The organism is Citrobacter sp. L55 (assembly GCF_002850715.1).
GTDB lineage: Bacteria > Pseudomonadota > Gammaproteobacteria > Enterobacterales > Enterobacteriaceae > Citrobacter > Citrobacter braakii.
Genome location: NZ_KZ559408.1, coordinates 48,692 through 73,786, shown reverse-complemented (window position 1 = coordinate 73,786; position 25,095 = coordinate 48,692). Strand labels below are relative to the sequence as shown.

Annotated in this window: 21 protein-coding genes and 1 pseudogene; 11 read left to right on the top strand and 11 right to left on the bottom strand. The window is 54.7% G+C overall.

Annotated features, from left to right (window positions below):
- Positions 1–199 precede the first annotated feature (199 nt).
- A complete protein-coding gene (hpt, locus tag B9P82_RS18930) occupies positions 200–736 on the top strand; it encodes a hypoxanthine phosphoribosyltransferase (RefSeq protein WP_016151732.1) in 537 nt (178 codons plus the stop codon).
- Between the two features lie 70 nt (positions 737–806).
- On the opposite strand, the gene can is transcribed toward hpt, so the two are convergent.
- Positions 807–1,496: a carbonate dehydratase gene (gene can, locus B9P82_RS18925; protein WP_016151733.1), complete on the bottom strand. Its 690-nt coding sequence runs from the start codon at positions 1,494–1,496 to the stop codon at positions 807–809.
- Positions 1,497–1,597: 101 nt separating this feature from the next.
- On the opposite strand from can, the gene B9P82_RS18920 reads away from it, so the two are divergent.
- The 4 genes from B9P82_RS18920 (at position 1,598) to B9P82_RS18905 (ending at position 5,126) form a co-directional block, all read left to right on the top strand.
- Positions 1,598–2,524 (top strand): ABC transporter ATP-binding protein, encoded by a 927-nt coding sequence (locus tag B9P82_RS18920; protein ID WP_046275357.1) that lies wholly within the window; start codon positions 1,598–1,600, stop codon positions 2,522–2,524.
- Entirely contained in the window at positions 2,521–3,291 is a 771-nt protein-coding gene (locus tag B9P82_RS18915) for an ABC transporter permease (protein WP_003829467.1), read from the top strand. The genes B9P82_RS18920 and B9P82_RS18915 overlap by 4 nt, the downstream gene beginning before the upstream one ends.
- A gap of 103 nt (positions 3,292–3,394) precedes the next feature.
- Positions 3,395–3,835, top strand: coding sequence for a PTS sugar transporter subunit IIA (locus B9P82_RS18910; protein ID WP_016151735.1), 441 nt, complete (start codon positions 3,395–3,397; stop codon positions 3,833–3,835).
- A 61-nt stretch (positions 3,836–3,896) separates the two neighbouring features.
- Positions 3,897–5,126, top strand: a complete 1,230-nt coding sequence (locus B9P82_RS18905) for a polysaccharide deacetylase family protein (RefSeq protein ID WP_016151736.1) — start codon at positions 3,897–3,899, stop codon at positions 5,124–5,126.
- A 6-nt stretch (positions 5,127–5,132) separates the two neighbouring features.
- Here B9P82_RS18905 and panD read toward each other — a convergent pair whose 3' ends face one another.
- The 9 genes and pseudogenes from panD to thpR all read right to left on the bottom strand — a co-directional run bounded on the left by panD (position 5,133) and on the right by thpR (position 12,292).
- Positions 5,133–5,513 (bottom strand): aspartate 1-decarboxylase, encoded by a 381-nt coding sequence (panD, locus tag B9P82_RS18900; RefSeq protein WP_000621526.1) that lies wholly within the window; start codon positions 5,511–5,513, stop codon positions 5,133–5,135.
- Positions 5,514–5,608: 95 nt separating this feature from the next.
- Positions 5,609–6,463 (bottom strand): pantoate--beta-alanine ligase, encoded by an 855-nt coding sequence (gene panC, locus B9P82_RS18895; RefSeq protein WP_016151737.1) that lies wholly within the window; start codon positions 6,461–6,463, stop codon positions 5,609–5,611.
- Between the two features lie 125 nt (positions 6,464–6,588).
- Entirely contained in the window at positions 6,589–7,380 is a 792-nt protein-coding gene (panB, locus tag B9P82_RS18890; protein WP_003829230.1) for a 3-methyl-2-oxobutanoate hydroxymethyltransferase, read from the bottom strand.
- A gap of 120 nt (positions 7,381–7,500) precedes the next feature.
- Complete coding sequence (gene folK / locus B9P82_RS18885; protein WP_016155713.1) at positions 7,501–7,980, bottom strand: 2-amino-4-hydroxy-6-hydroxymethyldihydropteridine diphosphokinase; 480 nt, start codon at positions 7,978–7,980, stop codon at positions 7,501–7,503.
- Positions 7,977–9,370, bottom strand: a pseudogene (pcnB, locus tag B9P82_RS18880) (polynucleotide adenylyltransferase PcnB). Before pcnB ends, folK begins: the two are co-directional and overlap by 4 nt.
- 71 nt (positions 9,371–9,441) lie before the next feature.
- Complete coding sequence (gene gluQRS / locus B9P82_RS18875; protein ID WP_016155714.1) at positions 9,442–10,338, bottom strand: tRNA glutamyl-Q(34) synthetase GluQRS; 897 nt, start codon at positions 10,336–10,338, stop codon at positions 9,442–9,444.
- A gap of 70 nt (positions 10,339–10,408) precedes the next feature.
- Positions 10,409–10,864 carry an RNA polymerase-binding protein DksA gene (gene dksA / locus B9P82_RS18870; protein WP_003018625.1) on the bottom strand — a complete coding sequence of 152 codons (456 nt, stop codon included), beginning with the start codon at positions 10,862–10,864 and terminating at the stop codon, positions 10,409–10,411.
- 177 nt (positions 10,865–11,041) lie between these two features.
- Positions 11,042–11,746: a DNA/RNA nuclease SfsA gene (gene sfsA, locus B9P82_RS18865; protein WP_101700739.1), complete on the bottom strand. Its 705-nt coding sequence runs from the start codon at positions 11,744–11,746 to the stop codon at positions 11,042–11,044.
- A 15-nt stretch (positions 11,747–11,761) separates the two neighbouring features.
- Positions 11,762–12,292: an RNA 2',3'-cyclic phosphodiesterase gene (thpR, locus tag B9P82_RS18860; protein ID WP_016155716.1), complete on the bottom strand. Its 531-nt coding sequence runs from the start codon at positions 12,290–12,292 to the stop codon at positions 11,762–11,764.
- 73 nt (positions 12,293–12,365) lie between these two features.
- Between thpR and hrpB the strand changes: the two genes are divergently transcribed.
- The 6 genes from hrpB to fhuB all read left to right on the top strand — a co-directional run bounded on the left by hrpB (position 12,366) and on the right by fhuB (position 23,667).
- On the top strand, positions 12,366–14,795 hold the full coding sequence (hrpB, locus tag B9P82_RS18855; protein WP_168188451.1) for an ATP-dependent helicase HrpB: 2,430 nt from the start codon (positions 12,366–12,368) through the stop codon (positions 14,793–14,795).
- Positions 14,796–14,930: 135 nt separating this feature from the next.
- Positions 14,931–17,471: a bifunctional glycosyl transferase/transpeptidase gene (gene mrcB, locus B9P82_RS18850; RefSeq protein ID WP_016151745.1), complete on the top strand. Its 2,541-nt coding sequence runs from the start codon at positions 14,931–14,933 to the stop codon at positions 17,469–17,471.
- A 232-nt stretch (positions 17,472–17,703) separates the two neighbouring features.
- Entirely contained in the window at positions 17,704–19,953 is a 2,250-nt protein-coding gene (gene fhuA / locus B9P82_RS18845; RefSeq protein ID WP_016151746.1) for a ferrichrome porin FhuA, read from the top strand.
- 47 nt (positions 19,954–20,000) lie between these two features.
- Positions 20,001–20,798, top strand: a complete 798-nt coding sequence (gene fhuC / locus B9P82_RS18840; protein WP_101700737.1) for a Fe3+-hydroxamate ABC transporter ATP-binding protein FhuC — start codon at positions 20,001–20,003, stop codon at positions 20,796–20,798.
- Positions 20,798–21,688, top strand: a complete 891-nt coding sequence (fhuD, locus tag B9P82_RS18835) for a Fe(3+)-hydroxamate ABC transporter substrate-binding protein FhuD (RefSeq protein WP_101700736.1) — start codon at positions 20,798–20,800, stop codon at positions 21,686–21,688. The genes fhuC and fhuD overlap by 1 nt, the downstream gene beginning before the upstream one ends.
- A complete protein-coding gene (gene fhuB, locus B9P82_RS18830; RefSeq protein ID WP_019078398.1) occupies positions 21,685–23,667 on the top strand; it encodes a Fe(3+)-hydroxamate ABC transporter permease FhuB in 1,983 nt (660 codons plus the stop codon). The genes fhuD and fhuB overlap by 4 nt, the downstream gene beginning before the upstream one ends.
- A 100-nt stretch (positions 23,668–23,767) precedes the next feature.
- On the opposite strand, the gene hemL is transcribed toward fhuB, so the two are convergent.
- A complete protein-coding gene (gene hemL / locus B9P82_RS18825; protein WP_016151749.1) occupies positions 23,768–25,048 on the bottom strand; it encodes a glutamate-1-semialdehyde 2,1-aminomutase in 1,281 nt (426 codons plus the stop codon).
- Positions 25,049–25,095: the final 47 nt, after the last annotated feature.

The following is a 25,095-nucleotide window of genomic DNA, read 5'->3' as shown; positions in this document are numbered from 1 at the left end:
AATACCATCACAGGTGTTATTTCTTTAATAGCAGTTAATTATAGGAGCTAAAACGCGTGATAAACGTCACATTATGAACTTTATCAACAGATGCCGCGTATGAATGCTTTTGCTGGTATACTGCGTGCCTTGCGCTTAGATGCTGGCTTATTAAAAGTTAGCATTGAGTGATTTGTTTTTAAATCATATGGTTAGAGATATGAAACATACTGTTGAAGTCATGATCCCGGAAGCGGAGATCAAAGCGCGTATTGCTGAACTGGGACGTCAGATTAACGAACGTTACAAGGACAGCGGCAGCGATATGGTGCTGGTTGGTCTGTTACGCGGCTCATTTATGTTTATGGCCGACCTGTGCCGTGAAGTGCATGTCTCCCACGAAGTCGATTTCATGACTGCTTCCAGCTATGGCAGCGGAATGTCCACCACGCGCGATGTTAAAATCCTGAAAGACCTGGATGAAGACATTCGTGGCAAGGACGTGCTGATTGTCGAAGACATCATCGACTCCGGTAACACGTTGTCCAAAGTGCGTGAGATTCTGAGCCTGCGCGAGCCGAAATCCCTGGCTATTTGTACGCTGCTGGACAAACCTACCCGTCGTGAAGTGGATGTTCCGGTTGAGTTTATCGGATTCTCTATCCCAGATGAGTTTGTTGTCGGCTACGGCATTGACTATGCCCAGCGTTATCGCCATTTGCCGTACGTTGGCAAAGTGGTGCTGCTGGACGAGTAATGTCGGGAGCGCCTGATGGCGCTTTGCTTATTCGGCCTGCACGATACTTCCCCGCAGGCCGAAAAGCGACTTAAGCGTCGCTGCCGCTTGTTGGTATCTGCTTGTGATTGGTATGTTTCTGGCTGAGGTTAGACAGCCCCTGGCGATAGCGCTGCTCCAGCGTCTCGCGACTGGTGGCGGTGACGTCCAGATCGCGCAGCAGGCCATCATGAATACCGTAAGCCCAGCCGTGAATGGTAACTTTCTGACCGCGCTTCCAGGCTGAACGCATGATGGTTGAGTGGCCCAAGTTGTAGACCTGCTCCATTACATTCAGTTCGCACAGGGTGTCAATGCGACGTTCCTGCGGCATTTCGCCCAGCAGTGAACTGTGTTTAAACCAGATATCGCGAATATGCAGTAACCAGTTATCAATCAGCCCCTGTTCTTTATTTTCAATAGCAGCCTGTACGCCACCACATCCATAGTGGCCGCAAATAATAATATGTTCCACTTCCAGCACATCCACCGCATACTGAACCACTGAGAGACAGTTCAGGTCGGTGTGAATAACCAGATTGGCAACATTACGGTGAACAAATAATTCACCCGGCTCAAGACCGGTTAAACGTTCTGCGGGAACGCGACTGTCGGAACATCCAATCCATAAAAAGCGCGGATTTTGTGCGTGAGTCAGCGTTTCAAAAAATCCGGGATCCTCTTCTACCAGCATCTTTGACCATAGCGCGTTGTTGCTGATGAGTGTATCTATGTCTTTCATGGAGGCTGTAACCAATTGAATTGCGTTGCGCTAATATAGGGTAACTCCTGATTTATTAAAACCAAATATCAAGCATTAGAATGTAAGGTAAGTAAAAAACCATGACCATTGCTCTGGAACTTCAACAACTTAAAAAAACCTATCCCGGTGGCGTTCAGGCGTTACGCGGAATAGATTTGCAAGTCGAAGCGGGGGATTTTTATGCGCTTTTGGGACCGAATGGCGCAGGCAAGTCCACCACCATCGGGATAATCAGCTCGCTGGTGAATAAAACCTCTGGGCGGGTGAGCGTCTTCGGATACGATCTTGAAAAAGATACCGTTAATGCGAAACGCCAGCTTGGTCTGGTACCGCAGGAGTTTAACTTTAACCCGTTTGAAACCGTGCAGCAGATCGTAGTCAACCAGGCGGGTTATTACGGCGTTGAGTATAAAGAGGCGGTCAAACGCAGCGAACTATATTTAAAGCAGCTCGATTTATGGGAAAAACGTAACGAGCGCGCGCGCATGCTCTCCGGCGGGATGAAACGCCGTCTGATGATTGCCCGCGCACTAATGCACGAGCCTAAATTACTCATCCTTGATGAACCGACGGCGGGGGTCGACATTGAGCTGCGTCGTTCAATGTGGGGTTTTTTAAAGGATTTAAACGACAAAGGCACCACGATTATTCTGACCACTCACTATCTCGAAGAAGCGGAAATGCTGTGTCGCAACATCGGCATTATTCAGCATGGCGAGCTGGTGGAAAACACCTCGATGAAGAGCCTGCTCTCTAAGCTGAAATCCGAGACCTTTATTCTCGATCTGGCGCCGAAAAGCCCGCTGCCAAAACTGGAGGGCTATCAATACCGGCTGGTGGATACCTCCACGCTGGAAGTGGAAGTCCTGCGTGAACAGGGGGTCAACAGCGTGTTCTCACAGCTGAGCGCCCAGGGCATTCAGGTATTGAGTATGCGAAACAAAGCGAACCGACTGGAAGAACTGTTTGTTTCTCTGGTGCATGAAAAACAAGGAGATCGCGCATGATGCAGCTTTATTGGGTTGCGCTGAAAAGCATCTGGGCGAAAGAGATCCACCGCTTTATGCGAATCTGGGTCCAGACTCTGGTTCCTCCCGTCATTACTATGACGCTCTATTTTATTATCTTTGGTAACCTGATCGGCTCGCGTATCGGCGAAATGCATGGTTTTAGCTACATGCAGTTTATCGTGCCAGGGCTGATTATGATGGCGGTAATTACCAACTCGTACGCCAACGTGGCATCGTCATTCTTCAGCGCCAAGTTTCAACGCAACATTGAAGAGTTACTGGTCGCTCCGGTACCGACGCACGTGATCATCGCCGGCTTTGTTGGCGGCGGCGTGGCGCGTGGCCTGTGCGTAGGGATCCTGGTAACAGCGATTTCGCTGTTCTTTGTGCCGTTCCAGGTGCATTCCTGGGTCTTTGTGGCGCTTACGCTGGTGTTAACAGCGGTGCTGTTTTCGTTGGCCGGTCTGTTGAACGCGGTTTTCGCTAAAACCTTTGACGATATCAGCCTGATCCCTACCTTCGTGCTGACTCCGCTGACCTATCTGGGCGGCGTTTTCTATTCGTTAACGCTGCTGCCGCCGTTCTGGCAGGGACTGTCCCATCTGAACCCGATTGTCTACATGATTAGCGGTTTCCGTTACGGCTTCCTGGGGATCCATGATGTTCCGCTGGTCACCACCTTTGGCGTGCTGGTGGTGTTTATCGCAGCATTTTATTTGCTGTGCTGGTACCTGATTCAGCGCGGACGCGGCCTGCGCAGCTAAGTCTTTCTTCCTCTCCTTGCCCGGGAGAGGAAGACTTTTGATGCTTATCACCATTACGGATTTATCACCCTGATAAACTACTTGCCTGCTAAGGAGGTAGGCAATGCTAGGTTGGGTAATTACCTGTCATGATGATAAGGCACAGGATATGCTGCATCGTCTGGAGAAAAAGTACGGCCCGTTGGTTCAATGCCAGGCGGTGAGTTTTTGGCGTGGGCTTAGCTCGAATATGCTAAGTCGCATGATGTGCCATGCCCTGCATGCTACAGACTCTGGCGAGGGTGTGATATTCCTGACGGATATGGCCGGGGCCGCGCCTTACCGAGTGGCTTCGTTAATGAGCCATAAACATCCCCAGTGTGAAGTGATTTCAGGTATCAGTTATCCATTGCTTGAGCGAATGCTTTCGTCGCGGGAATCGATGAGCAGTTCTGCGTTTCGTGATAGCATCGTTGCGCTTGGCGGGCCCGAAGTCTCTAGCCTCTGGCATCAACAACAGAAAAATCCCCCCTTCGTGTTGAAGCATGATTTGTATGAGTATTAATCATTGGTATTGATGGCGCTTTTGCTACAATAGCCGGGGTTTCTCGCCTCGGTTATCTCATATGGTGATGCGCGTTCTGCTTGTTTTATTGCTCCTGTTTTCTGGCAGCATAGCTGCGGCTTTGCCTGCTCGCTACATGCAAACCACCGAAGCGGCCGCCGTGTGGGCGCAGATTGGCAACAAGATGGTGACGGTAGGAAATATTCGCGCCGGGCAGATCCTCGCCGTTGAGCCAATTGCGGCAGACTATTACGAATTTACCTTTGGTTTTGGTACCGGTTTTATTGATAAGGGGCATCTGGAGCCTGTGCAGGGGCGGCAGAAAGTCGACGATGGTCTGGGCGATCTCAATAAACCCCTCAGCAACCAAAGCCTGATCACCTGGAAAGATACGCCTGTTTATAACGCTCCGGATGTTGGTAGCGCCCCGTTTGGCGTGCTGGCGGATAATCTGCGTTATCCGGTTATCAGCAAGCTTAAAGACCGTCTCAACCAAACCTGGTACCAGATCCGTATTGGCGGCAGACTGGCCTATATCAGCGCTCTGGATGCGCAGGAAGACAACGGTATCCCGGTGTTAACCTATCACCATATTCTGCGCGATGAAGAGAATACCCGTTTTCGCCACACCTCCACGACAACCTCCGTACGCGCCTTCAGCAACCAGATGGCCTGGCTACAGGACCGCGGCTACACCACGTTGACGATGTACCAACTGGAAGGCTATGTTCGCAATAATATGAATCTCCCGGCGCGGGCGGTGGTGCTGACTTTTGATGATGGTCTGAAGTCGGTGAGTCGTTATGCTTACCCGATTCTGAAGCAGCACGGCATGAAGGCAACGGCGTTTATTATCTCCTCACGTATCAAGCGCCACCCGCAGAAGTGGGATCCGAAATCACTGCAGTTTATGAGCATCGCGGAACTGAATGAGATCAGGGACGTGTTCGACTTCCAGTCGCATACCCATTTTTTACATCGGGTTGATGCGAATCACCGGCCAATCCTGCTGAGTCGCAGCTATCACAATATTCTGTTTGATTTTGCCCGTTCGCGTCGGGCGTTGTCCCAGTTTAACCCTCACGTTCTTTATCTTTCTTACCCGTTTGGTGGCTATAACGCCACGGCAGTAAAAGCGGCAGGCGACGCGGGATTCCACATGGCGGTCACCACGGTGAGAGGGAAGGTTAAACCGGGGGATAATCCGTTCTTATTGAAAAGACTTTATATTTTAAGAACGGATTCGCTGGAGACGATGTCGCGGCTGATAAGTAATCAGCCGCAGGGGTAAGGGCTGTCAGGCAACCTGTACCGGAATGGCTTTCGCGGTGCGCTTCATTTCGTTGTCGCCTTCAAAATAGGCCACTTTCGGACGCCAGGTGCGGGCTTCTTCATCAGACATGGTGACGAAGCTGGCGATAATCACAATGTCGCCGACTTCAGCACAGTGTGCCGCTGCGCCGTTCACCGAGATGATTCTGGAGCCGCGTTCAGCCGCAATCGCGTAGGTTGAGAAACGTTTACCGTTGGTCACGTTCCAGATATCAATAGCTTCGTTTTCCAGAATACCAGAGGCATCGAGGAAATCCTGGTCGATGGCGCAGGAGCCTTCGTAGTGCAGGTCCGCCTGCGTGACTTTTACGCGGTGGAGCTTGCCTTGCAGCATGGTGCGAATCATAACTTCTATACCCTGTCGTTTACCTTGGCTAAGCAGGCACTACTGGCCTGCTTTGAGAAATTCTCAGGCAGTATTGCCTGATTTTTAACCCCTGTCTACTGGGCTAATGTAACGCTTTGATTATCGATCAGACGTGCCTGACCCAGCCAGGCGGCGGCCAGAATCACCGCGCGTTTACTGGTTTCCGTCAGCTCCAGCAGCGTGTCGGCATCACGAATCTGAATATCGTCGGCACGGAAGCCTTTTTCATTCAGTTCCTGCTCGGCAATGGCAATAATCTCTTCCTGGTCACGATGGCCGGCAAGCAGCTTTTCAGCGATGCCGTTCATCACTTTGTGCAGACCCGGCGCAATTTTTCGCTGCTCTGCGGTCAGATAACCGTTACGTGAGCTAAGCGCCAGACCGTCTTTGGCGCGAATAATCGGCACGCCAACGATCTCAATGTCATAACCCAGATCCGCCACCATTTTGCGGATCAGTGCGAGCTGCTGGAAATCTTTCTCGCCAAAGCAGGCTATATCTGGCTGGATCAGGTTAAACAGCTTGCTGACGATAGTGGAAACGCCACGGAAATGGCCTGGACGGCTGGCGCCTTCCAGCATGGTGGAGAGACCGGGAACTTCAACGAACGTCTGGCCTTCCAGACCCTGCGGGTAGATTTCCTCAACGGCTGGCGCAAAAACATAATCGACTTTACGCTTGTTCAGCTTTTCACAATCTTCCTGCAGCGTGCGCGGATAGCGCACCAGATCGTCCGGTCGGTCAAACTGCATCGGGTTGACGAAAATGCTGACAATTACCACATCAGCCCGCGCTTTTGCCTCATCGACCAGCTTCATATGGCCGTCGTGCAGGTTGCCCATGGTGGGAACCAGAGCGACGCGTTTGCCTTCCTGACGCAGACGACGAATATGCTGGCGCAGCAGCGGCAGGGTTTCAATGATTAACACGACAAGACTCCTTGAGTTGCCTGAGGAACCGTAGGCCGGATAAGACGTTTACGCCGCCATCCGGCAACATGCAGCGAACCGCCTGATGGCGCTACGCTTTTCAGGCCGATATATGGCCTGAAAAATTAGTGGAAACTGTGTTCTTCGCCCGGATAAACGCCGGACTCCACTTCAGCCATATACTGCCGCACTGCGGCGCGCATGTCGCCTGCTTCATTGAGGAAATTCTTCGCAAATTTCGGGATGTGGCCACCGGTAATGCCAAAGGCATCGTGCATGACGAGGATTTGTCCATCGGTGACGTTACCAGCGCCGATACCGATAACCGGAATCGACAGCGCTTCGGTGACGCGCTTCGCCAGCTCAACCGGCACGCACTCCAGCACCAGCAACTGAGCGCCAGCGGCTTCTAAGGCCAGCGCGTCATCCAGCAATACCTGCCCGGCGTCGCCGCGGCCCTGAATTTTATAGCCGCCGAAAATATTCACCGACTGCGGTGTTAATCCCAGATGACCGCAAACCGGTACGGCGCGTTCGGTGAGCATTTTTACCGTATCCACCAGCCAGGCGCCGCCTTCAATTTTGACCATATTAGCGCCCGCCCGCATCACCACCGCGGCGTTTTCAAATGCTTGTTCCGGCGTGGCGTAAGCCATAAATGGCAGGTCGGAGAGCAGCAGACAGTTGGGAGCACCACGACGTACGGCACGAGTGTGGTAAGCAATATCTTCAACGGTGACCGGTAGGGTGGAGTCATGCCCCTGAATCGTCATGCCCAGTGAGTCGCCAACCAGCATCACATTAATGCCTTCGTCGGCAAATAACTTAGCGAAGCTGTAGTCGTAGGCTGTAATGGTCGCGAAGCGTTTTTTCTCTTGCTTGCATTTCTGCAGCAGTGAAATGGTGGTGGGTTTCATAACATTTCCTGATGATGAAAGTCATATTTATCGGCATTCTAACAGTCACATTCAGGGGGGCAATTGTTTTAAGCAACCGTTTGGCACTAAAGTAGTAAACGCTGAAGGGGGGAGGATACTTTACCAGTGTGCAGGTTTTGCGGCACCAAGATGGGTGAGTAGCTGATGCAGGCTGATACCCTCCGGGAAGATAAGCTCAGGTGCGATTTCAGCGAGCGGCCACAGCATAAAACCACGGTTTTTCATGTCGTAGTGCGGCACGGTCAGACGTTCGGTATTAATCACTTCATCGCCAAACAGCATAATATCGAGGTCCAGAGTGCGCGGCCCCCAGCGTTCGGCTTTACGTACGCGTCCCTGTTGCAGCTCAATGCGTTGGGTATGATTAAGCAATTCTTCGGGAGCGAGAGTGGTTTCCAGCGCCACGGCAGCGTTCAGGTAATCTGGCTGATCCTGTGGGCCTAATGGCGGTGTGCGGTAAAAGGAGGAAACAGCGACGATACGGCTGTCGGGAATGTCGCCAATCGCTTTTACGGCAGCATTAACCTGCTCCAGAGGAGAGGCCAGATTACTGCCGAGAGCGATATAGGCGATGGTCACGCGGAACCTTCACGGCGCGGGGCGCGTTTACGCGGGCGACGATGACGACGGCGTTCCGGTTCTTCGTCGAGTTCGTTGAGCATGCCTTTTTGTTCCGGCGGTGCTGAAACCTGGAATTCTCCCCACCACTGCGCCAGACGCTGCAGCTCAGCGTTGTTTTCCACTTCGGCACGCAGGGCCAGCAGATCGTAAGCTGCGCGGAACTTCGGATGCTCCATCAGCTTCCAGGCGCGTTTGCCCTGGCGACGAGACATGCGTAGCTGCAACTGCCAGATATCACGGGTCAGCAGGTCAGACGTTTCGGAATCGCCAGCGAGCGGCAGGCTTCATCCAATACGTCGTTCATCGCCAGTGCGAAGGCATCGTAGTATGCCAGACCGCTTTCCTGGGCAATTTTCTGCGCAGCTTCCAGTAACGGATACCAGAACATGGCGGCGAACAAGAACGCCGGGTTAACGCGCATATCATTGTGGATGCGGTTATCGGTATTCTTCAGCACCTGAGCGATGATGCGTTCCATTGGGCTGTCACCGTCTTCGGTGAAATAGCGCGTAATGGTGGGGAACAGCGGCTGGAACAGGCTGTACTCACGCAGTTTTTTATAGGTTTCATACCCATAGCCCGCCTGTAACAGTTTGAGTGCTTCTTCAAACAGGCGTGCGGGGGGAATATCGTTAAGCAGTGTTGCCAGACGCGGGATTGGCTCAGCGGTTTCCGGGCTGATACGCATGTCGAGCTTGGCGGCAAAGCGCACGGCCCGCAGCATACGTACAGGGTCTTCGCGGTAGCGCGTTTCCGGATTACCGATCAGGCGAACGATGCCCTCTTCGAGATCCTGCATGCCACCAACGTAATCACGCACGGTGAAATCGGCCACGCTGTAATACAGGCTGTTAATCGTGAAGTCGCGACGCTGGGCATCTTCTTCGATGGAGCCGAAGATGTTGTCGCGCAGCAGCATACCGTTTTGTCCGCGCTGTGAGGTTGTGCGATCGGACTCGCTGCCTTCATGATGACCACGGAAAGTTGCCACTTCGATAATTTCCGGGCCAAACATGACATGGGCCAGACGGAAACGGCGACCAACCAGACGACAGTTACGAAACAGTTTTCGCACCTGATCTGGCGTGGCGTTAGTCGTGACATCAAAATCTTTCGGCTTTTTGCCCAGCAAAAGATCGCGTACGCCTCCGCCAACCAGCCATGCCTCGTATCCGGCCTTATTGAGCCTGTACATTACCTTCAGGGCATTTTCACTGATATCTTTGCGGGAGATAGAGTGCTGCTCACGCGGGATTACCGTCATATGTGGACGGGCGACGGCGAGCTCGGCCTCGCGCTCCTCGCGGCTTAGCACCTTGCGGCAAAAATTAGCGACTCGGGTAAAAATAGTGCACCTCGGTAGTGTCAAACTTCAATCAGAACAAGTGTTGCTGTGTAAAAATAGCGGCTAATCATAGCTCAGCATGATGCATTTGAGAATGGCGGATTTACGATCGCCGATTCTGGCACCGCTGTCAGACTCCAGTTTTCAATGGCAAACGTGAGAATCTGATCCACGCGCATCTCCTGCCACGGGATATCGGAGTGCTGGCCGAGAAAGCGCAGCGCAGCAACAATCACCGGGCGTGGATCGCCTTGCGGCAGTGCAGGTGCATGATTTTGTTTTGAAAGTTTAGCGCCTTGTTCGTTGAGCGCCAGCGGCAGATGAATATAGTCCGGCGCTTGCCAGCCGAACTGTTGATACAACGAAATTTGCCGTACCGTCGGTTCGATAAGATCGGCACCGCGCACAATTTCCGTCACGCCCTGGAAGTGGTCGTCTACCACCACCGCGAGGTTATAGGCAAACAGCCCGTCGCGACGGTGAATAATAAAATCTTCCTTTGCAAGCCGCGGATCAGCCTGAATCACACCGCGCAGTTGGTCCGTAAACTGCATCACCGGATGGCGTTGCTTAATGCGGACCGCCGCCTGTTCAGGCCCGTGGCGTAGTTCACGGCAATGACCGTCGTAAATACCGCCGACGCTTTGAATACGCGCGCGTGTACAGGTGCAGTAATAGCTCAGATCCTGCTGATGCAGCCAGGCCAGCGCCTCGCGGTAGGCGTCATGACGCTGGGATTGCCATAAAATATCGCCATCCCAGTGCAGCCCGTAATGTTCCAACTGACGCAGAATCGTGTCTGCAGCACCGGGAACTTCACGAGGGGGGTCAATATCTTCAATGCGTACCCGCCAGATTCCGCGACGAGCACGGGCCTGCAGGTAACTCCCGAGGGCGGCAATCAGTGAACCAAAATGGAGTTCGCCAGAGGGGGAAGGGGCGAAGCGGCCAATATAATGTGAATCGCTCATTTTGCGGGCTAACAAATAATAAGGCGGGAGAAGCTCCCGCCTGTAGTAAACGTGGTAAAAATGACCGGAATTAACCTGCCATTTGTTTTTCGCGGATTTCTGCCAGCGTTTTACAGTCGATGCACAGATCGGCTGTCGGACGCGCTTCCAGACGGCGAATACCAATTTCTACGCCGCATGATTCGCAGTAGCCGAAATCTTCGTCTTCTACTTTCTTCAGCGTCTTCTCGATCTTTTTGATCAGTTTGCGCTCACGATCACGGTTACGCAGCTCAAGGCTGAATTCTTCTTCCTGTGCGGCGCGGTCCACCGGATCAGGGAAGTTAGCCGCTTCGTCTTGCATATGAGATACGGTGCGATCAACTTCATCCCTAAGTTGATTACGCCATGCCTCAAGAATACGCCTGAAGTGCGACAGCTGGGCTTCGTTCATATACTCTTCGCCCGGTTTCTCCTGGTACGGCTCCACCCCAGCGATGGCGAGAATACTCAGGGACGATGTTTTACGGTTTTGCCCTTCTTGCATGTTGCTTCTCCTTAACACGCACTATCGATCCCCATGTTCGGGGGAAAAATCAGGTCGCTATAAATAGCAGATGCTTTTCCGGATAGCAATTATCTAAACGTAACACTTGACAACCCTGTGAGGAAAAGCGTATTTGCCCACGCGCCCAGAATACTAATTAACCGAATATTTACACCATTACAAGGTAATGGGCAACGGCTCTTTAAGAGTCATACCATGGGCAGAAAGTTCCGCTTTATAAACCAGAATTTCTACCCCCTTAAGCTGTGCTTCAACTAATAATTGCGCATATTTTGCATCGATATGGCGCGCGGGTGAAAACTGTGTAATGGCTGAATGCAACACCGCGAAAAATATCACCGCGCGCTTGCCTTCGGCCGCTACGCTCATCAATTCCCGAAGATGTTTCTGACCTCGTTCAGTGATGGCATCGGGAAAATAACCCTGATCTTTTTCCGCCAACGTGACTGATTTCACTTCAATATAGCAGTCAGGTCGGGAATCCGCCTGTAACAAAAAGTCGATGCGGCTCCCTTCGGCGCCGTATTTTACTTCACTTTTCAAGGTGCTGTAGTCTGAAACTTCCGAAATTAACGAACGCTGAATAGCCTCTTTCGTTAATCTATTGGCCCACAGCGTGTTAACACAAATAAGTGCACCGGATTGGGTTTGCGTTAATTCCCAGGTATGTGGATATTTTCGTTTGGTATTTTCTGATGTCGAATACCAGACAGTATCTCCCGGCGTTGCGCAGCCGGTCATGGCTCCCGTATTGGGGCAGTGTAGCGTTAACGTTGTGCCATCCGGTGTGATCACATCCGCTAAAAAACGCTTATAGCGCTGAATGAGCGTTGCAGGTTGTAAAGGTGGAGAAAATTGCATGAACAGTTCCTTTGATTATTCAGTCAGCGTCCAGCGTTGCAACTGCGTGTAACGCGTGCGTCCTCGCATGAATGAGGAGGAATAAAGCCCAAACTCCGTTACCGGAAACGACCAGCCAAACCCTGGCGGAGGGATAGATACCGCGTGACCGGCGTCACGCAGCAGCGTGATATGCGGGTGAAACGGCTGCGGGCTCTGGTGGCACCCACTGCGTGCGGCTTGTGCCCGCAACATGTTCGCCAACTGCAGCAGCCCGCGCGGCGGCTGACGCATTCCCAACCACACGACTCGCGAGCGCAGCCATTGCCCGGCATCGTCGAGTTTGAGCGTAAAACCCGGCTGGCGAATACGCCCTGCAAGCTGCGTTAACGCATGCTGCTTCTCAGCGCTGACGTCGCCCAAAAAGGCGAGCGTCAGATGCAGATTATCGGCGGCGACGGGACGACCCGCTTCAGGGGGGAACTGCGCGGCCCGCCAGTGGATTAACTGCTCCCGAACCTCGCCAGGCAATTCAATCGCAAAGAACAGCCTTTTTGGCTCAGACATGATGGATACTCGGTTATGAATTAACGCGATGCTACAATGCAGCGCGAAGAATGTTAACCCTCTGGAGTCATTTGTGACGTCGTTGCCCGTTGCCGCCGTAGTGCCTGAACTACTTACCGCCCTTGATGCCTCGTCGCAGGTTCTGCTGACGGCGCCGACCGGTGCCGGGAAATCAACCTGGCTGCCGTTGCGACTCCTTGAACATCGCGGTATCAAGGGACGGATTATTTTGCTGGAGCCGCGGCGTCTGGCAGCACGCAATGTGGCGCAGCGGTTGGCGGAATTGCTGAATGAAAAGCCTGGCGAGACCGTGGGGTATCGCATGCGTGCGCAAAGCTGCGTAGGGCCGCTGACCCGCCTTGAGGTGGTGACGGAGGGGGTTCTGACACGCATGATCCAGCGCGACCCCGAATTGACGGGCGTTGGGCTGGTCATCCTCGACGAATTTCACGAGCGGAGTTTGCAGGCCGACCTGGCGCTGGCGCTGTTGCTGGATGTGCAGCAAGGGCTGCGTGACGATCTGAAACTGTTGATCATGTCCGCCACTTTGGACAACGGACGTTTGCAGCAGATGTTGCCCGATGCGCCGACGATCGTTTCTGAAGGCCGCGCTTTTCCCGTTGATCGACGATATCAGCCGTTGGCGGCGCATCTGCGTTTTGCTGAAGCGGTAGCGGTAGCGACGGCAGAACTCCTGCGCCATGAAAGCGGGTCGCTGCTGCTGTTTTTACCGGGTGTAGGGGAAATCCAGCGCGTGCAGGAGCAACTGGCAACACGTGTGGGCAGCGATGTGTTGTTGTGCCCACTGTACGGCGCGCTGACGCTTGCCGAGCAGCGTCAGGCGATTTTGCCCGCGCCGCAAGGCAAGCGCAAAGTGGTGCTGGCGACCAATATTGCCGAAACCAGCTTAACTATTGAAGGCATCCGGCTGGTGGTGGACAGCGCCCAGGAGCGCGTGGCGCGCTATGACGCGCGTACCGGTTTGACGCGACTGATTACCCAACGCATAAGCCAGGCCTCGATGACCCAGCGAGCGGGACGCGCGGGCCGTCTGGAACCTGGTATCTGCCTACATTTGCTTGCCAAAGAGCAGGCGGAAAGAGCGGCGGCGCAGGGAGAACCGGAGATTTTACAGAGCGACCTGTCCGGACTGCTGATGGAGTTGCTGCAATGGGGATGCACCGACCCTGAGCAACTGAACTGGCTGGATACACCGCCCGCCATCAACCTGCAGGCGGCAAAGCGGCTGCTGCAGATGCTGGGGGCGCTTGAGGGTGACAGGCTCAGCGCCAGGGGGCAGAAAATGGCGACGTTGGGTAACGACCCCCGTTTAGCGGCTATGCTGGTTAGCGCCAACAATGACAATGAAGTGGCAACGGCGGCAAAACTGGCTGCGATTCTGGAAGAGCCGCCGCGCGGTGGCAGTACCGATCTGGCTGTAGCGTTTTCACGAAATCAGCCCGCCTGGCAGCAGCGCAGCCAACAATTGCTGAAACGGCTTAACGTTCGCAGCGGACAGCCGGACAGCGCGCTGCTCCCCTCATTACTGGCGCAGGCGTTTGCCGATCGGATCGCGCGTCGGCGCGGGCAGGAAGGGCGCTATCAACTGGCGAATGGCATGGGGGCAATGCTGGATGCCGATGACGCCTCCGGACGCCATGAATGGCTGATTGCGCCGCTGTTACTGCAGGGCAGCGCTTCGCCGGATGCGCGTATTCTGCTGGCTCTGCCGCTGGATATTGAGGTGCTGATACAGGCATGCCCTGAACTGCTACAACAATCTGACACCATCGAATGGGATGAAACTCAGGGAACGTTAAAAGCATTGCGTCGGTCGCGCATTGGCCAGCTAACGGTAAAAGTACAGGCGCTGGCCAAACCCTCGGAAGAGGAGTTGCACCTGGCGATGTTGAACGGCATTCGCGATAAAGGGCTAAGTGTGCTCAACTGGACGCCGGAAGCCGAGCAGTTTCGCCTGCGTCTGCAATGTGCGGCAAACTGGTTGTCAGAGTATAACTGGCCCGCGGTAGATGAGGATTCTCTGCTGGCGACGCTGGAGAGCTGGCTGCTGCCGCACATGAGCGGTGTGCACTCGTTACGCGCGTTAAAAGCGCTAAATGTGGGTCAGGCGTTGCGCGGTTTGCTGGATTGGTCAATGCTGCAACGTCTGGATAGTGAACTGCCAGCGCATTACACTGTGCCGACGGGAAGCCGGATTGCCATTCGCTATCATGAGGATAACCCTCCGGTATTGGCGGTTCGGATGCAGGAAATGTTTGGTGAAGCGAAGACCCCAACCATCGCCGAGGGGCGCGTGCCGCTGGTGCTGGAACTGCTGTCTCCGGCCCAACGACCGCTGCAGGTAACGAGTGATTTGAGCGCGTTCTGGCAGGGATCGTACCGTGAGGTGCAAAAAGAGATGAAAGGGCGCTATCCCAAACATGTCTGGCCGGACGATCCGGCGAATACCGCGCCAACGCGGCGAACAAAGAAGTATTCGTAATGAAACTGTAGGCCGGATAAAGCGAAGCCGTCATCCGGTATAAACACGGCAGTAAATTGAGAGATTTCTTCTTCTGTTAACTGACGGAAGAACAGAGAATCGGGCCCTTGCGCCTGAATGTTGCGGAGAAAAAGCATGGCGGGGAATGACCGCGAGCCAATTGGACGTAAAGGGAAACCCTCGCGTCCGGTGAAACAAAAGGTGAGCCGTCGTCAACTCAGAGATGAAGAGTATGACGACGATTATGATGATGATGACTATGAGGATGAAGAACCGATGCCGCGTAAGGGTAAAGGCAAAGGGCGTAAGCCTCGTGGTAAACGCGGCTGGTTCTGGCTGCTGGTAAAACTGTCGATTGTTTTTTTGGTGCTGATCGCCATTTACGGCGTTTATCTGGACCAAAAAATTCGCAGCCGTATAGATGGTAAAGTCTGGCAGCTTCCTGCGGCAGTATATGGCCGTATGGTTAACCTTGAGCCAGAAATGCCGATCGGCAAGAACGAGATGGTGAAACTGCTGGAGGCTACGCAGTATCGTCAGGTGACGAAAATGACGCGCCCTGGCGAATTCACCGTGCAGGCGAAAAGCATCGAGATGATCCGTCGTCCGTTTGATTTTCCGGACAGTAAAGAAGGTCAGGTGCGCGCGCGTCTGACCTTTGATGGCGACCATCTGGATACCATCGAGAATATGGATAACAACCGCCAGTTCGGTTTCTTCCGTCTCGATCCGCGACTGATTACCATGCTCTCTTCGCCTAACGGTGAGCAGCGCCTGTTTGTCCCGCGCAGTGGATTCCCGGATCTGCTGGTGGACACGCTGCTGGCGACCGAAGATCGTCACTTCTATGAGCATGATGGTATCAGCCTCTATTCCATTGGCCGCGCGGTGCTGGCGAACCTGACGGCGGGGCGCACGGTACAAGGGGCCAGTACGCTGACCCAGCAACTGGTGAAAAACCTGTTCCTGTCCAGCGAACGTTCCTATTGGCGTAAAGCCAACGAAGCCTATATGGCGCTGATCATGGATGCGCGTTACAGCAAAGACCGCATTCTTGAGCTGTACATGAACGAAGTCTATCTCGGTCAAAGCGGTGACAATGAGATCCGCGGCTTCCCGCTGGCGAGCCTTTACTACTTTGGCCGTCCGGTGGAAGAGCTGAGCCTCGACCAGCAGGCGCTGCTGGTAGGGATGGTTAAAGGGGCGTCAATCTATAACCCGTGGCGTAACCCGAAGCTGGCACTGGAGCGTCGTAACCTGGTGCTGCGTTTGCTACAACAGCAGCAGATTATCGACCAGGATCTGTATGACATGCTGAGCGCGCGTCCGTTAGGCGTACAGCCGCGTGGTGGGGTGATCTCACCGCAGCCCGCCTTTATGCAGATGGTGCGCCAGGAGCTACAGGCGAAGCTGGGCGATAAAGTTAAAGACCTCTCCGGCGTGAAGATTTTCACCACCTTTGATTCCGTGGCGCAGGATGCTGCAGAAAAAGCGGCGGTGGAAGGTATTCCGGTGCTGAAGAAACAACGTAAGCTGAGCGATCTGGAGACCGCGATTGTGGTGGTCGACCGCTTCAGCGGCGAAGTGCGTGCCATGGTCGGGGGGGCAGAACCGCAGTTCGCTGGTTATAACCGTGCGATGCAGGCGCGTCGTTCGATTGGTTCTTTGGCTAAACCAGCGACCTATCTGACCGCGCTCAGCCAGCCGAAGCTGTATCGTCTGAATACCTGGATTGCCGATGCCCCGATTGCGCTGCGTCAGCCTAACGGCCAGGTGTGGTCGCCGCAGAACGATGACCGTCGCTATAGCGAAAGCGGAAAAGTGATGCTGGTGGATGCGTTAACGCGCTCAATGAACGTGCCAACGGTAAATCTGGGGATGGCGCTGGGCCTGCCTGCCGTCACCGATACCTGGCTGAAGCTGGGCGCGCCGAAAGATCAGCTTAATCCGGTTCCAGCCATGCTGTTGGGGGCGTTGAACCTGACGCCGATCGAAGTGGCGCAGGCGTTCCAGACTATCGCCAGCGGCGGGAACCGCGCGCCGCTGTCGGCGCTGCGTTCGGTGATTGCCGAAGATGGGACGGTGCTGTATCAGAGCTTCCCGCAGGCCGAGCGTGCCGTTCCGGCGCAGGCGGCGTATATGACGCTGTGGACCATGCAACAGGTGGTTCAGCGTGGTACGGGTCGCCAGCTTGGCGCGAAATATCCTGGGCTTCATCTGGCAGGGAAAACCGGGACCACTAACAACAACGTGGATACCTGGTTTGCCGGGATCGACGGCAGCCAGGTAACCATCACCTGGGTGGGCCGTGATAACAACCAGCCAACCAAGCTGTACGGTGCCAGCGGTGCGATGTCGATTTATCAGCGTTATCTTGCCAACCAGACGCCAACACCGCTGGTGCTGACGCCGCCGGAAGATGTGGTGGATATGGGCGTGGACTACGACGGTAACTTCGTTTGTAGCGGGGGGATGCGTACGCTTCCGGTATGGACTACCGATCCTGATTCACTGTGTCAGCAGGGTGAAATGATGCAACAGCCGACTGGGAATCCGTTCGATCAGTCAACGCCGCAGCAGCAGCCTCAACAGCAGCAGCAACAACCGGCGCAGCAGGAAAAGAAAGATAGCGACGGTGTCGCTGGCTGGATAAAGGATATGTTCGGCAGTAACTGATATTGCTCAAAACCCGCTTCGGCGGGTTTTTCTTCTTTGGTCCATTCTCAGGGCCGAATAACATTCCAGCCTAATTTATTAACCCTTTCTTTTCATCTGGTTATTTCTTAACCCCTCAGTTTTAGTAGGGACGCGTATTGCTTGCTATCTCGCCAGAGTTTCGAATATTATGCTGCCGTTATAATAATAATTCTCGTTTACGTTATCATTCACTTTCATCAGAGAAATACCAATGGCGCGTCTTAAAACTGCTCAGCCAAGTTCATCGCTGCGTAAAATCGCAGTAGTGGTAGCCACAGCGGTTAGCGGCATGTCTGTCTATGCACAGGCGGCGGTTGACCCGAAAGAAGAAACCATCACCGTAACTGCTGCTCCTGCCGCACAAGAAAGCGCATGGGGGCCAGCGGCAACCATCGCCGCACGACAGTCTGCTACGGCGACCAAAACTGACACCCCGATTCAAAAAGTTCCTCAGTCTATTTCAGTGGTCACCGCCGAAGAGATGGCGTTGCATCAGCCGAAATCAGTTAAAGAGGCGCTCAGCTACACGCCAGGCGTAGCCGTAGGCACCCGCGGCGCGTCTAACACCTATGACTACCTGATTATTCGCGGATTTGCCGCCGACGGCCAAAGTCAGAATAACTATCTGAATGGCCTGAAGATGCAGGGTAACTTCTACAACGATGCGGTAATCGACCCGTATATGCTGGAACGCGCTGAAGTGATGCGCGGTCCGGTTTCCGTTCTTTACGGAAAGAGTAACCCTGGTGGCTTGTTGAACATGGTCAGCAAACGCCCGACCACAGAGCCGTTAAAAGAAATTCAGTTCAAGATGGGCACTGACAGCCTGTTCCAGACCGGTTTTGACTTCAGCGATGCGCTGGATGACGATGGTGTGTACTCATACCGCCTGACCGGCCTGGCGCGTTCCGCGAATGCGCAGCAGCAGGGCGCGGAAGAACAACGCTACGCCATCGCGCCATCGTTCACATGGCGTCCGGATGATAAAACGAACTTTACCTTCCTCTCCTACTTCCAGAACGAGCCGGAAACTGGCTATTACGGCTGGTTGCCGAAAGAGGGGACGGTGACTGAGCTGCCGAACGGCAAGCGTCTGCCTACCGATTTCAACGAAGGTGCGAACAACAATACCTACTCTCGTAACGAGAAGATGGTGGGCTACAGCTTCGACCACGAATTTAACGACACCTTTACCGTGCGTCAGAACCTGCGTTACGCGCAAAACAAGGTTTCGCAGAACAGCGTGTATGGCTACGGTATGTGCTCTGATCCGCTCTATACAAAGGATCCGGCTAACAGTCCTTGCGCCAGCGTTCCTCAGTCCGAGTGGGCTCACACGCTGACTCGTCAGTATGTTGACGATAATGAGAAATTGCAGAACTTCGCTGTTGATACCCAGTTGCAGAGCAAATTCGCTACCGGTTCCGTGGATCACACATTGCTGACCGGCGTTGACTATATGCGGATGCGTAACGATATCAACTCCTGGTTTGGTTGGGCTGGTTCGGTAGCGCCTTCAGATATTTATAACCTTGATCGCAGCGACTTTGATTTTGGGGCACATACTGGACCGGGCGCTGCCTACCGAGTTCTGAATAAACAGGAACAAACGGGCCTGTACGCTCAGGATCAGATGCAGTGGGATAAGGTGCTGGTCACTCTGGGCGGTCGTTACGACTGGGCTAAGCAGGACTCACTGAACCGTGTTTCTGGCGTGCTGGATTCCCGTGATGACAGACAGTTCACCTGGCGTGGCGGTGTTAACTACCTGTTCGACAACGGTGTGACTCCGTATTTCAGCTACAGCGAATCGTTTGAACCTAGTTCTCAGGTCGGGGAAAGCGGTAATATCTTTACTCCATCTAAAGGTAAGCAGTACGAAGCGGGCGTGAAGTATGTGCCGAGCGATCGTCCGATCGTGATCACCGGTGCTGTTTACCAGTTGACCAAAACCAACAACCTGATGGCCGACCCGAACGGATCATTCTGGTCAGTTGAAGGCGGTGAAATTCGCTCACGTGGTGTGGAAATTGAAGCGAAAGCGGCGCTGTCAGCCAGCGTTAACGTGGTCGGTTCTTATACCTATACCGATGCGGAGTACACCACCGACACCAACTACAAAGGCAACACGCCTGCTCAGGTGCCAAAACATATGGCATCACTGTGGGGAGATTACACCCTTTATGACGGCGCGCTTTCCGGGCTGACGTTGGGTACGGGGGTTCGTTATACTGGCTCCAGCTATGGCGATCCGGCAAACTCCTTCAAAGTGGGAAGCTATACGCTGGTGGATGCGTTAGTACGTTACGATCTGGCGCGCGTCGGCATGGCGGGTTCCAACGTGGCGCTGCATGTGAACAACCTGTTTGACCGTGAGTACGTCGCCAGCTGCTTCAATACCTATGGCTGCTTCTGGGGCGCAGAACGTCAGGTCGTTGCAACCGCAACCTTCCGTTTCTAATTTCTTTTTGGGCACGCTTTGCGTGCCCGTTTTACAAGTTGGCTGCTATGCAGGAAAACAGATCCCATCCCGACACCACTTTCGCGTTGCGTAATGTCTCCTTTCGTGTGCCTGGCCGCACGCTGTTGCATCCTCTCTCATTAACTTTTCCGGTGGGGAAAGTAACCGGCCTTATCGGCCACAACGGGTCCGGAAAATCGACGTTATTGAAAATGCTGGGACGTCATCAGCCGCCGTCGGAAGGTGAAATCCTGCTCGACGAACAGCCGCTGGAGAACTGGAGCAGTAAAGCGTTTGCCCGCAAGGTCGCCTATCTGCCGCAGCAGTTGCCGCAGGCCGAAGGGATGACGGTGCGTGAACTGGTGGCGATTGGCCGCTATCCGTGGCACGGGGCGCTGGGACGTTTTGGCGTTGCCGACAGAGAGAAAGTAGAAGAAGCTATTTCGTTGGTCGGCTTAAAACCGCTGGCGCACCGCCTGGTGGATAGCCTGTCCGGCGGAGAACGCCAACGTGCGTGGATTGCCATGCTGGTGGCGCAGGACAGCCGCTGTCTGCTGCTTGATGAGCCGACTTCCGCGCTGGATATCGCTCATCAGGTTGACGTGCTGGCGCTGGTGCATCGCTTAAGCCAGCAGCGTGGGCTAACGGTGATTGCGGTGCTGCATGATATCAACATGGCGGCCCGCTACTGCGATTACTTAGTTGCGCTGCGCGGTGGTGAAATGATTGCGCAAGGAACGTCTGCTGAACTGATGCGCAGTGAAACTCTGGAACAGATTTACGGTATCCCGATGGGCATTTTGCCGCATCCGGCCGGTGCCGCACCCGTGAGTTTTGTCTATTAATGATTGAATTACATCATATTACCCGTCGGCGTCTGCTTACGGCGATGGCGCTCTCGCCGCTGCTGTGGCGGATGAATACGGCGTCCGCCGCGGCGATTGATCCGCAGCGTATTGTGGCGCTGGAATGGCTGCCGGTAGAGCTGTTGCTGGCGCTGGGTATTACGCCGTATGGCATTGCGGATATCCCTAACTACAAGCTGTGGGTCAGTGAGCCACCTCTACCGGACTCGGTGATTGATGTCGGGCTACGCACGGAACCCAATCTCGAACTGCTGACCGAAATGAAACCCTCGTTTCTGCTCTGGTCGGCAGGCTATGGTCCTTCCCCGGAAAAGCTGGCGCGTATTGCACCTGGTCGGGGATTTAACTTCAGCGACGGTAAAAAACCTCTGGTCGTTGCGCGACAATCGCTGCAGGAAATGGCGCAATTGTTCAATCTGCAGGACTCTGCTGAACGCCATCTGACTGAGTATGATCGTTTTATTGCCAGCCTGAAGCCGCGCTTCATTCAACGCGGTGCGCGCCCTGTGCTTCTCACCTCTCTGCTTGATTCGCGGCATATGCTGGTGTTTGGCCCAAACAGCCTGTTTCAGGACGTGCTGGATGAATATGGGATCCCCAACGCCTGGCAGGGAGAGACAAACTTTTGGGGCAGCACTGCCGTGAGTATTGACCGTCTGGCTGCTTTTCAGGATGTCGATGTATTGTGCTTTGATCACGGCAACGATAAAGAGATGGCTACACTGATGTCTACGCCGTTGTGGCAGGCGATGCCCTTTGTTCGCAGCGGACGTTTTCAGCGTGTGCCGGCCGTCTGGTTCTATGGCGCAACGCTATCGGCCATGCATTTTGCCCGCATTCTGGATAATGCGCTGGGAGGCAAAGCGTGAGTAAACGTATCGCGCTGTTCCCCATTCTCCTGCTGACGGTTCTGTTTGTTGCCGCCTGTTGGCTCACATGGGTTAACTTCTCCGTTGCGCTACCGCGCAACCAGTGGCAACAGGCTATCTGGTCACCGGATATCGATGCCATTAAACAGATGGTTTTCCACTACAGCCTGCTGCCGAGGCTGGCGATTTCGCTGTTGGTCGGTGCCGGGCTGGGACTGGTCGGCGTATTGTTTCAGCAGGTGCTGCGTAACCCACTGGCGGAGCCAACCACGCTAGGCGTTGCGACCGGTGCGCAGTTGGGCATTACCGTCACGACGCTGTGGGCTATTCCCGGAGCGCTCACCACGCAATTTGCTGCGCTGGCAGGTGCTTGTGTCGTTGGGGCGCTGGTGTTTGGCGTCGCCTGGGGCAAACGTCTTTCTCCGGTGACGTTAATCCTTGCCGGACTGGTGGTCAGCCTGTACTGCGGGGCGATTAACCAGTTGATGGTTATCTTCCATCACGATCAACTGCAAAGCATGTTTTTATGGAGTAGTGGCACGCTAACCCAAACCGACTGGAGCGGCGTACAGCGACTGTGGCCGCAACTGCTGGGCGGCGTGATGCTGACTCTGCTGCTGTTGCGTCCAATGACGCTGATGGGACTGGATGACGGCGTGGCGCGTAACCTCGGTCTGGCGTTGTCGCTGGCGCGCCTGGCGGCCTTATCGCTGGCGATTGTCATCAGCGCCTTGCTGGTTAACGCGGTTGGGATTATCGGCTTTATTGGCCTCTTTGCACCGCTGCTGGCGAAAATGCTCGGCGCGCGGCGTCTGTTGGCGCGTCTGATGCTGGCCCCGCTGATTGGTGCGTTGATCCTCTGGCTCTCTGACCAAATCATTCTGTGGCTGACCCGCGTATGGATGGAGGTCTCCACCGGTTCGGTGACGGCGCTGATTGGCGCGCCATTGCTGCTGTGGCTGCTGCCGCGCCTAAGAAGTATGAGCGCACCGGATATGAATGCCAGCAACCGTATCGCCGCGGAGCGTCAGAATGTACTGATGTTTGCGCTGGCGGGCGGGGTGGTTTTGCTGCTGACTCTGGTGGTGGCGCTGTCGTTTGGCCGCGATGCGCACGGCTGGACATGGGCCAGCGGCGCGATGCTGGATGAACTGATGCCCTGGCGCTGGCCACGTATTCTGGCGGCGTTGATTGCCGGGGTGATGCTGGCGGTAGCGGGCTGTATTATTCAGCGTCTGACCGGAAACCCAATGGCTAGCCCGGAAGTTCTGGGCATTAGCTCCGGCGCGGCATTTGGCGTGGTGTTAATGCTGTTTCTGGTCCCCGGAAATGCCTTTGGCTGGCTGCTGCCCGCAGGGAGCCTCGGGGCTGCGGTCACCTTGCTTATCATTATGATTGCCGCCGGGCGCGGTGGTTTTTCGCCGCACCGTATGCTGCTGGCAGGGATGGCGCTCAGTACGGCGTTTACTATGTTGTTGATGATGCTGCAGGCCAGCGGCGATCCGCGTATGGCGGGCGTGCTGACCTGGATCTCCGGCTCAACTTATAACGCGACGGGCGAACAGGTACTGCGCACCGGGATTGTGATGGTTATCCTGCTGGCGCTGACGCCGCTGTGCCGTCGTTGGCTGACGATTTTACCGCTCGGCGGCGATACGGCGCGTGCGGTGGGTATGGCGATCACGCCGTCACGCGTGGGGTTACTGCTGTTGGCTGCGGGGCTAACGGCGACAGCAACCATGACCATTGGACCGTTGAGTTTTGTCGGGCTGATGGCTCCGCATATTGCCCGAATGATGGGTTTTCGTCGCGCGATGCCGCATATGCTGATTTCGGCGCTGGCGGGAGGTGTACTGCTGGTCTTTGCTGACTGGTGCGGCAGGATGGTGCTGTTTCCGTATCAGATCCCGGCAGGATTACTGTCGACGTTTATTGGCGCGCCGTACTTTATCTATCTGCTACGTAAGCAGAGTCGCTGAGGTTAATCTCTTCCATTTAGGCTGCGTCGCCATCCGGCAATAAAAAAGCCGGGTGGCGGCTTCGCCTTACCCGGCCTACGTTATTTCTGGGCGTTATCTTTTACAATTTCGCAAACACCCGGCGCGCGGCGTCGATGGTGTTATTGATATCGTCTTCACTGTGCGCGACGGACATAAAGCCCGCTTCGAAGGCGGACGGCGCCAGGTAAATCCCTTCATCCAGCATCATGTGGAAGAAACGCTTGAAGCGTTCAACGTCGCATGCCATCACATCCTGATAGCAGGTCACGGTTTCTGCATCGGTGAAGAAAATCCCGAACATCCCGCCCACATGGTTAACCACCAGCGGAATATTCGTTTCTGCGGCGGCTTCCAGCAGACCTTCCGCCAGACGCGTCGTCAGTTCATTTAGCGTTTCATGAATACCCGGCTGGGCCACTTCGTTCAGACAAGCAAAACCTGCCGCCATCGCAATCGGGTTACCTGAAAGCGTACCCGCCTGATACACCGGACCGGTCGGCGCCAGCGCGTCCATCACATCACGGCGACCGCCGAATGCGCCAACGGGCATCCCGCCACCGATGATTTTGCCAAGGCAGGTCAGATCCGGAACGACGCCGTAATAATCCTGCGCACCGGCCAGCGCCACGCGGAAACCGGTCATGACTTCATCGATGATCAACAGTGCGCCAAACTCATCACACAGGGCACGCAGGCCCGGCAGGAATTCTGGCAGCGGCGGGATGCAGTTCATGTTGCCTGCGACCGGCTCAACGATAATGCAGGCGATCTCCTGCGGATACTGTTCAAATGCCGCACGAACTGAAGAGAGATCGTTGTAGGTGCAGGTCAGGGTGTGTTTCGCGAAATCGGCTGGAACGCCCGGGGAGTTTGGCTGACCCAGCGTTAACGCGCCGGAACCAGCTTTAACCAGCAGGCAGTCGGCATGACCGTGATAGCAACCTTCAAATTTGATGATCTTATCGCGACCGGTGAAACCGCGCGCCAGACGGATGGCGCTCATCGTCGCTTCCGTACCGGAGTTCACCATACGCACCATATCCATGGTCGGCACAAGTTCAGTGACCAGCTCCGCCATTTTCACTTCCATCTCGGTCGGCGCGCCGAAGCTTAAACCGCGCTCTGCGGCTTCAATCACCGCATTGCGAATTGCCGGGTGGTTATGGCCCAGTACCATCGGTCCCCAGGAACCGACGTAATCGACATAGGCTTTACCATCGACATCGTACAGATACGCGCCGTCCGCTTTTTCGATAAACAGCGGAGTACCACCCACGCCAGTAAAGGCGCGAACGGGGGAGTTAACGCCGCCAGGGATAAGTTCGCGTGCTGCGCTGTAGAGATTTTCAGACTTACTCATGGATGGGGTCCTGGTTCGTAGAAAAAGTAAATGCCCGCTATTCTAGT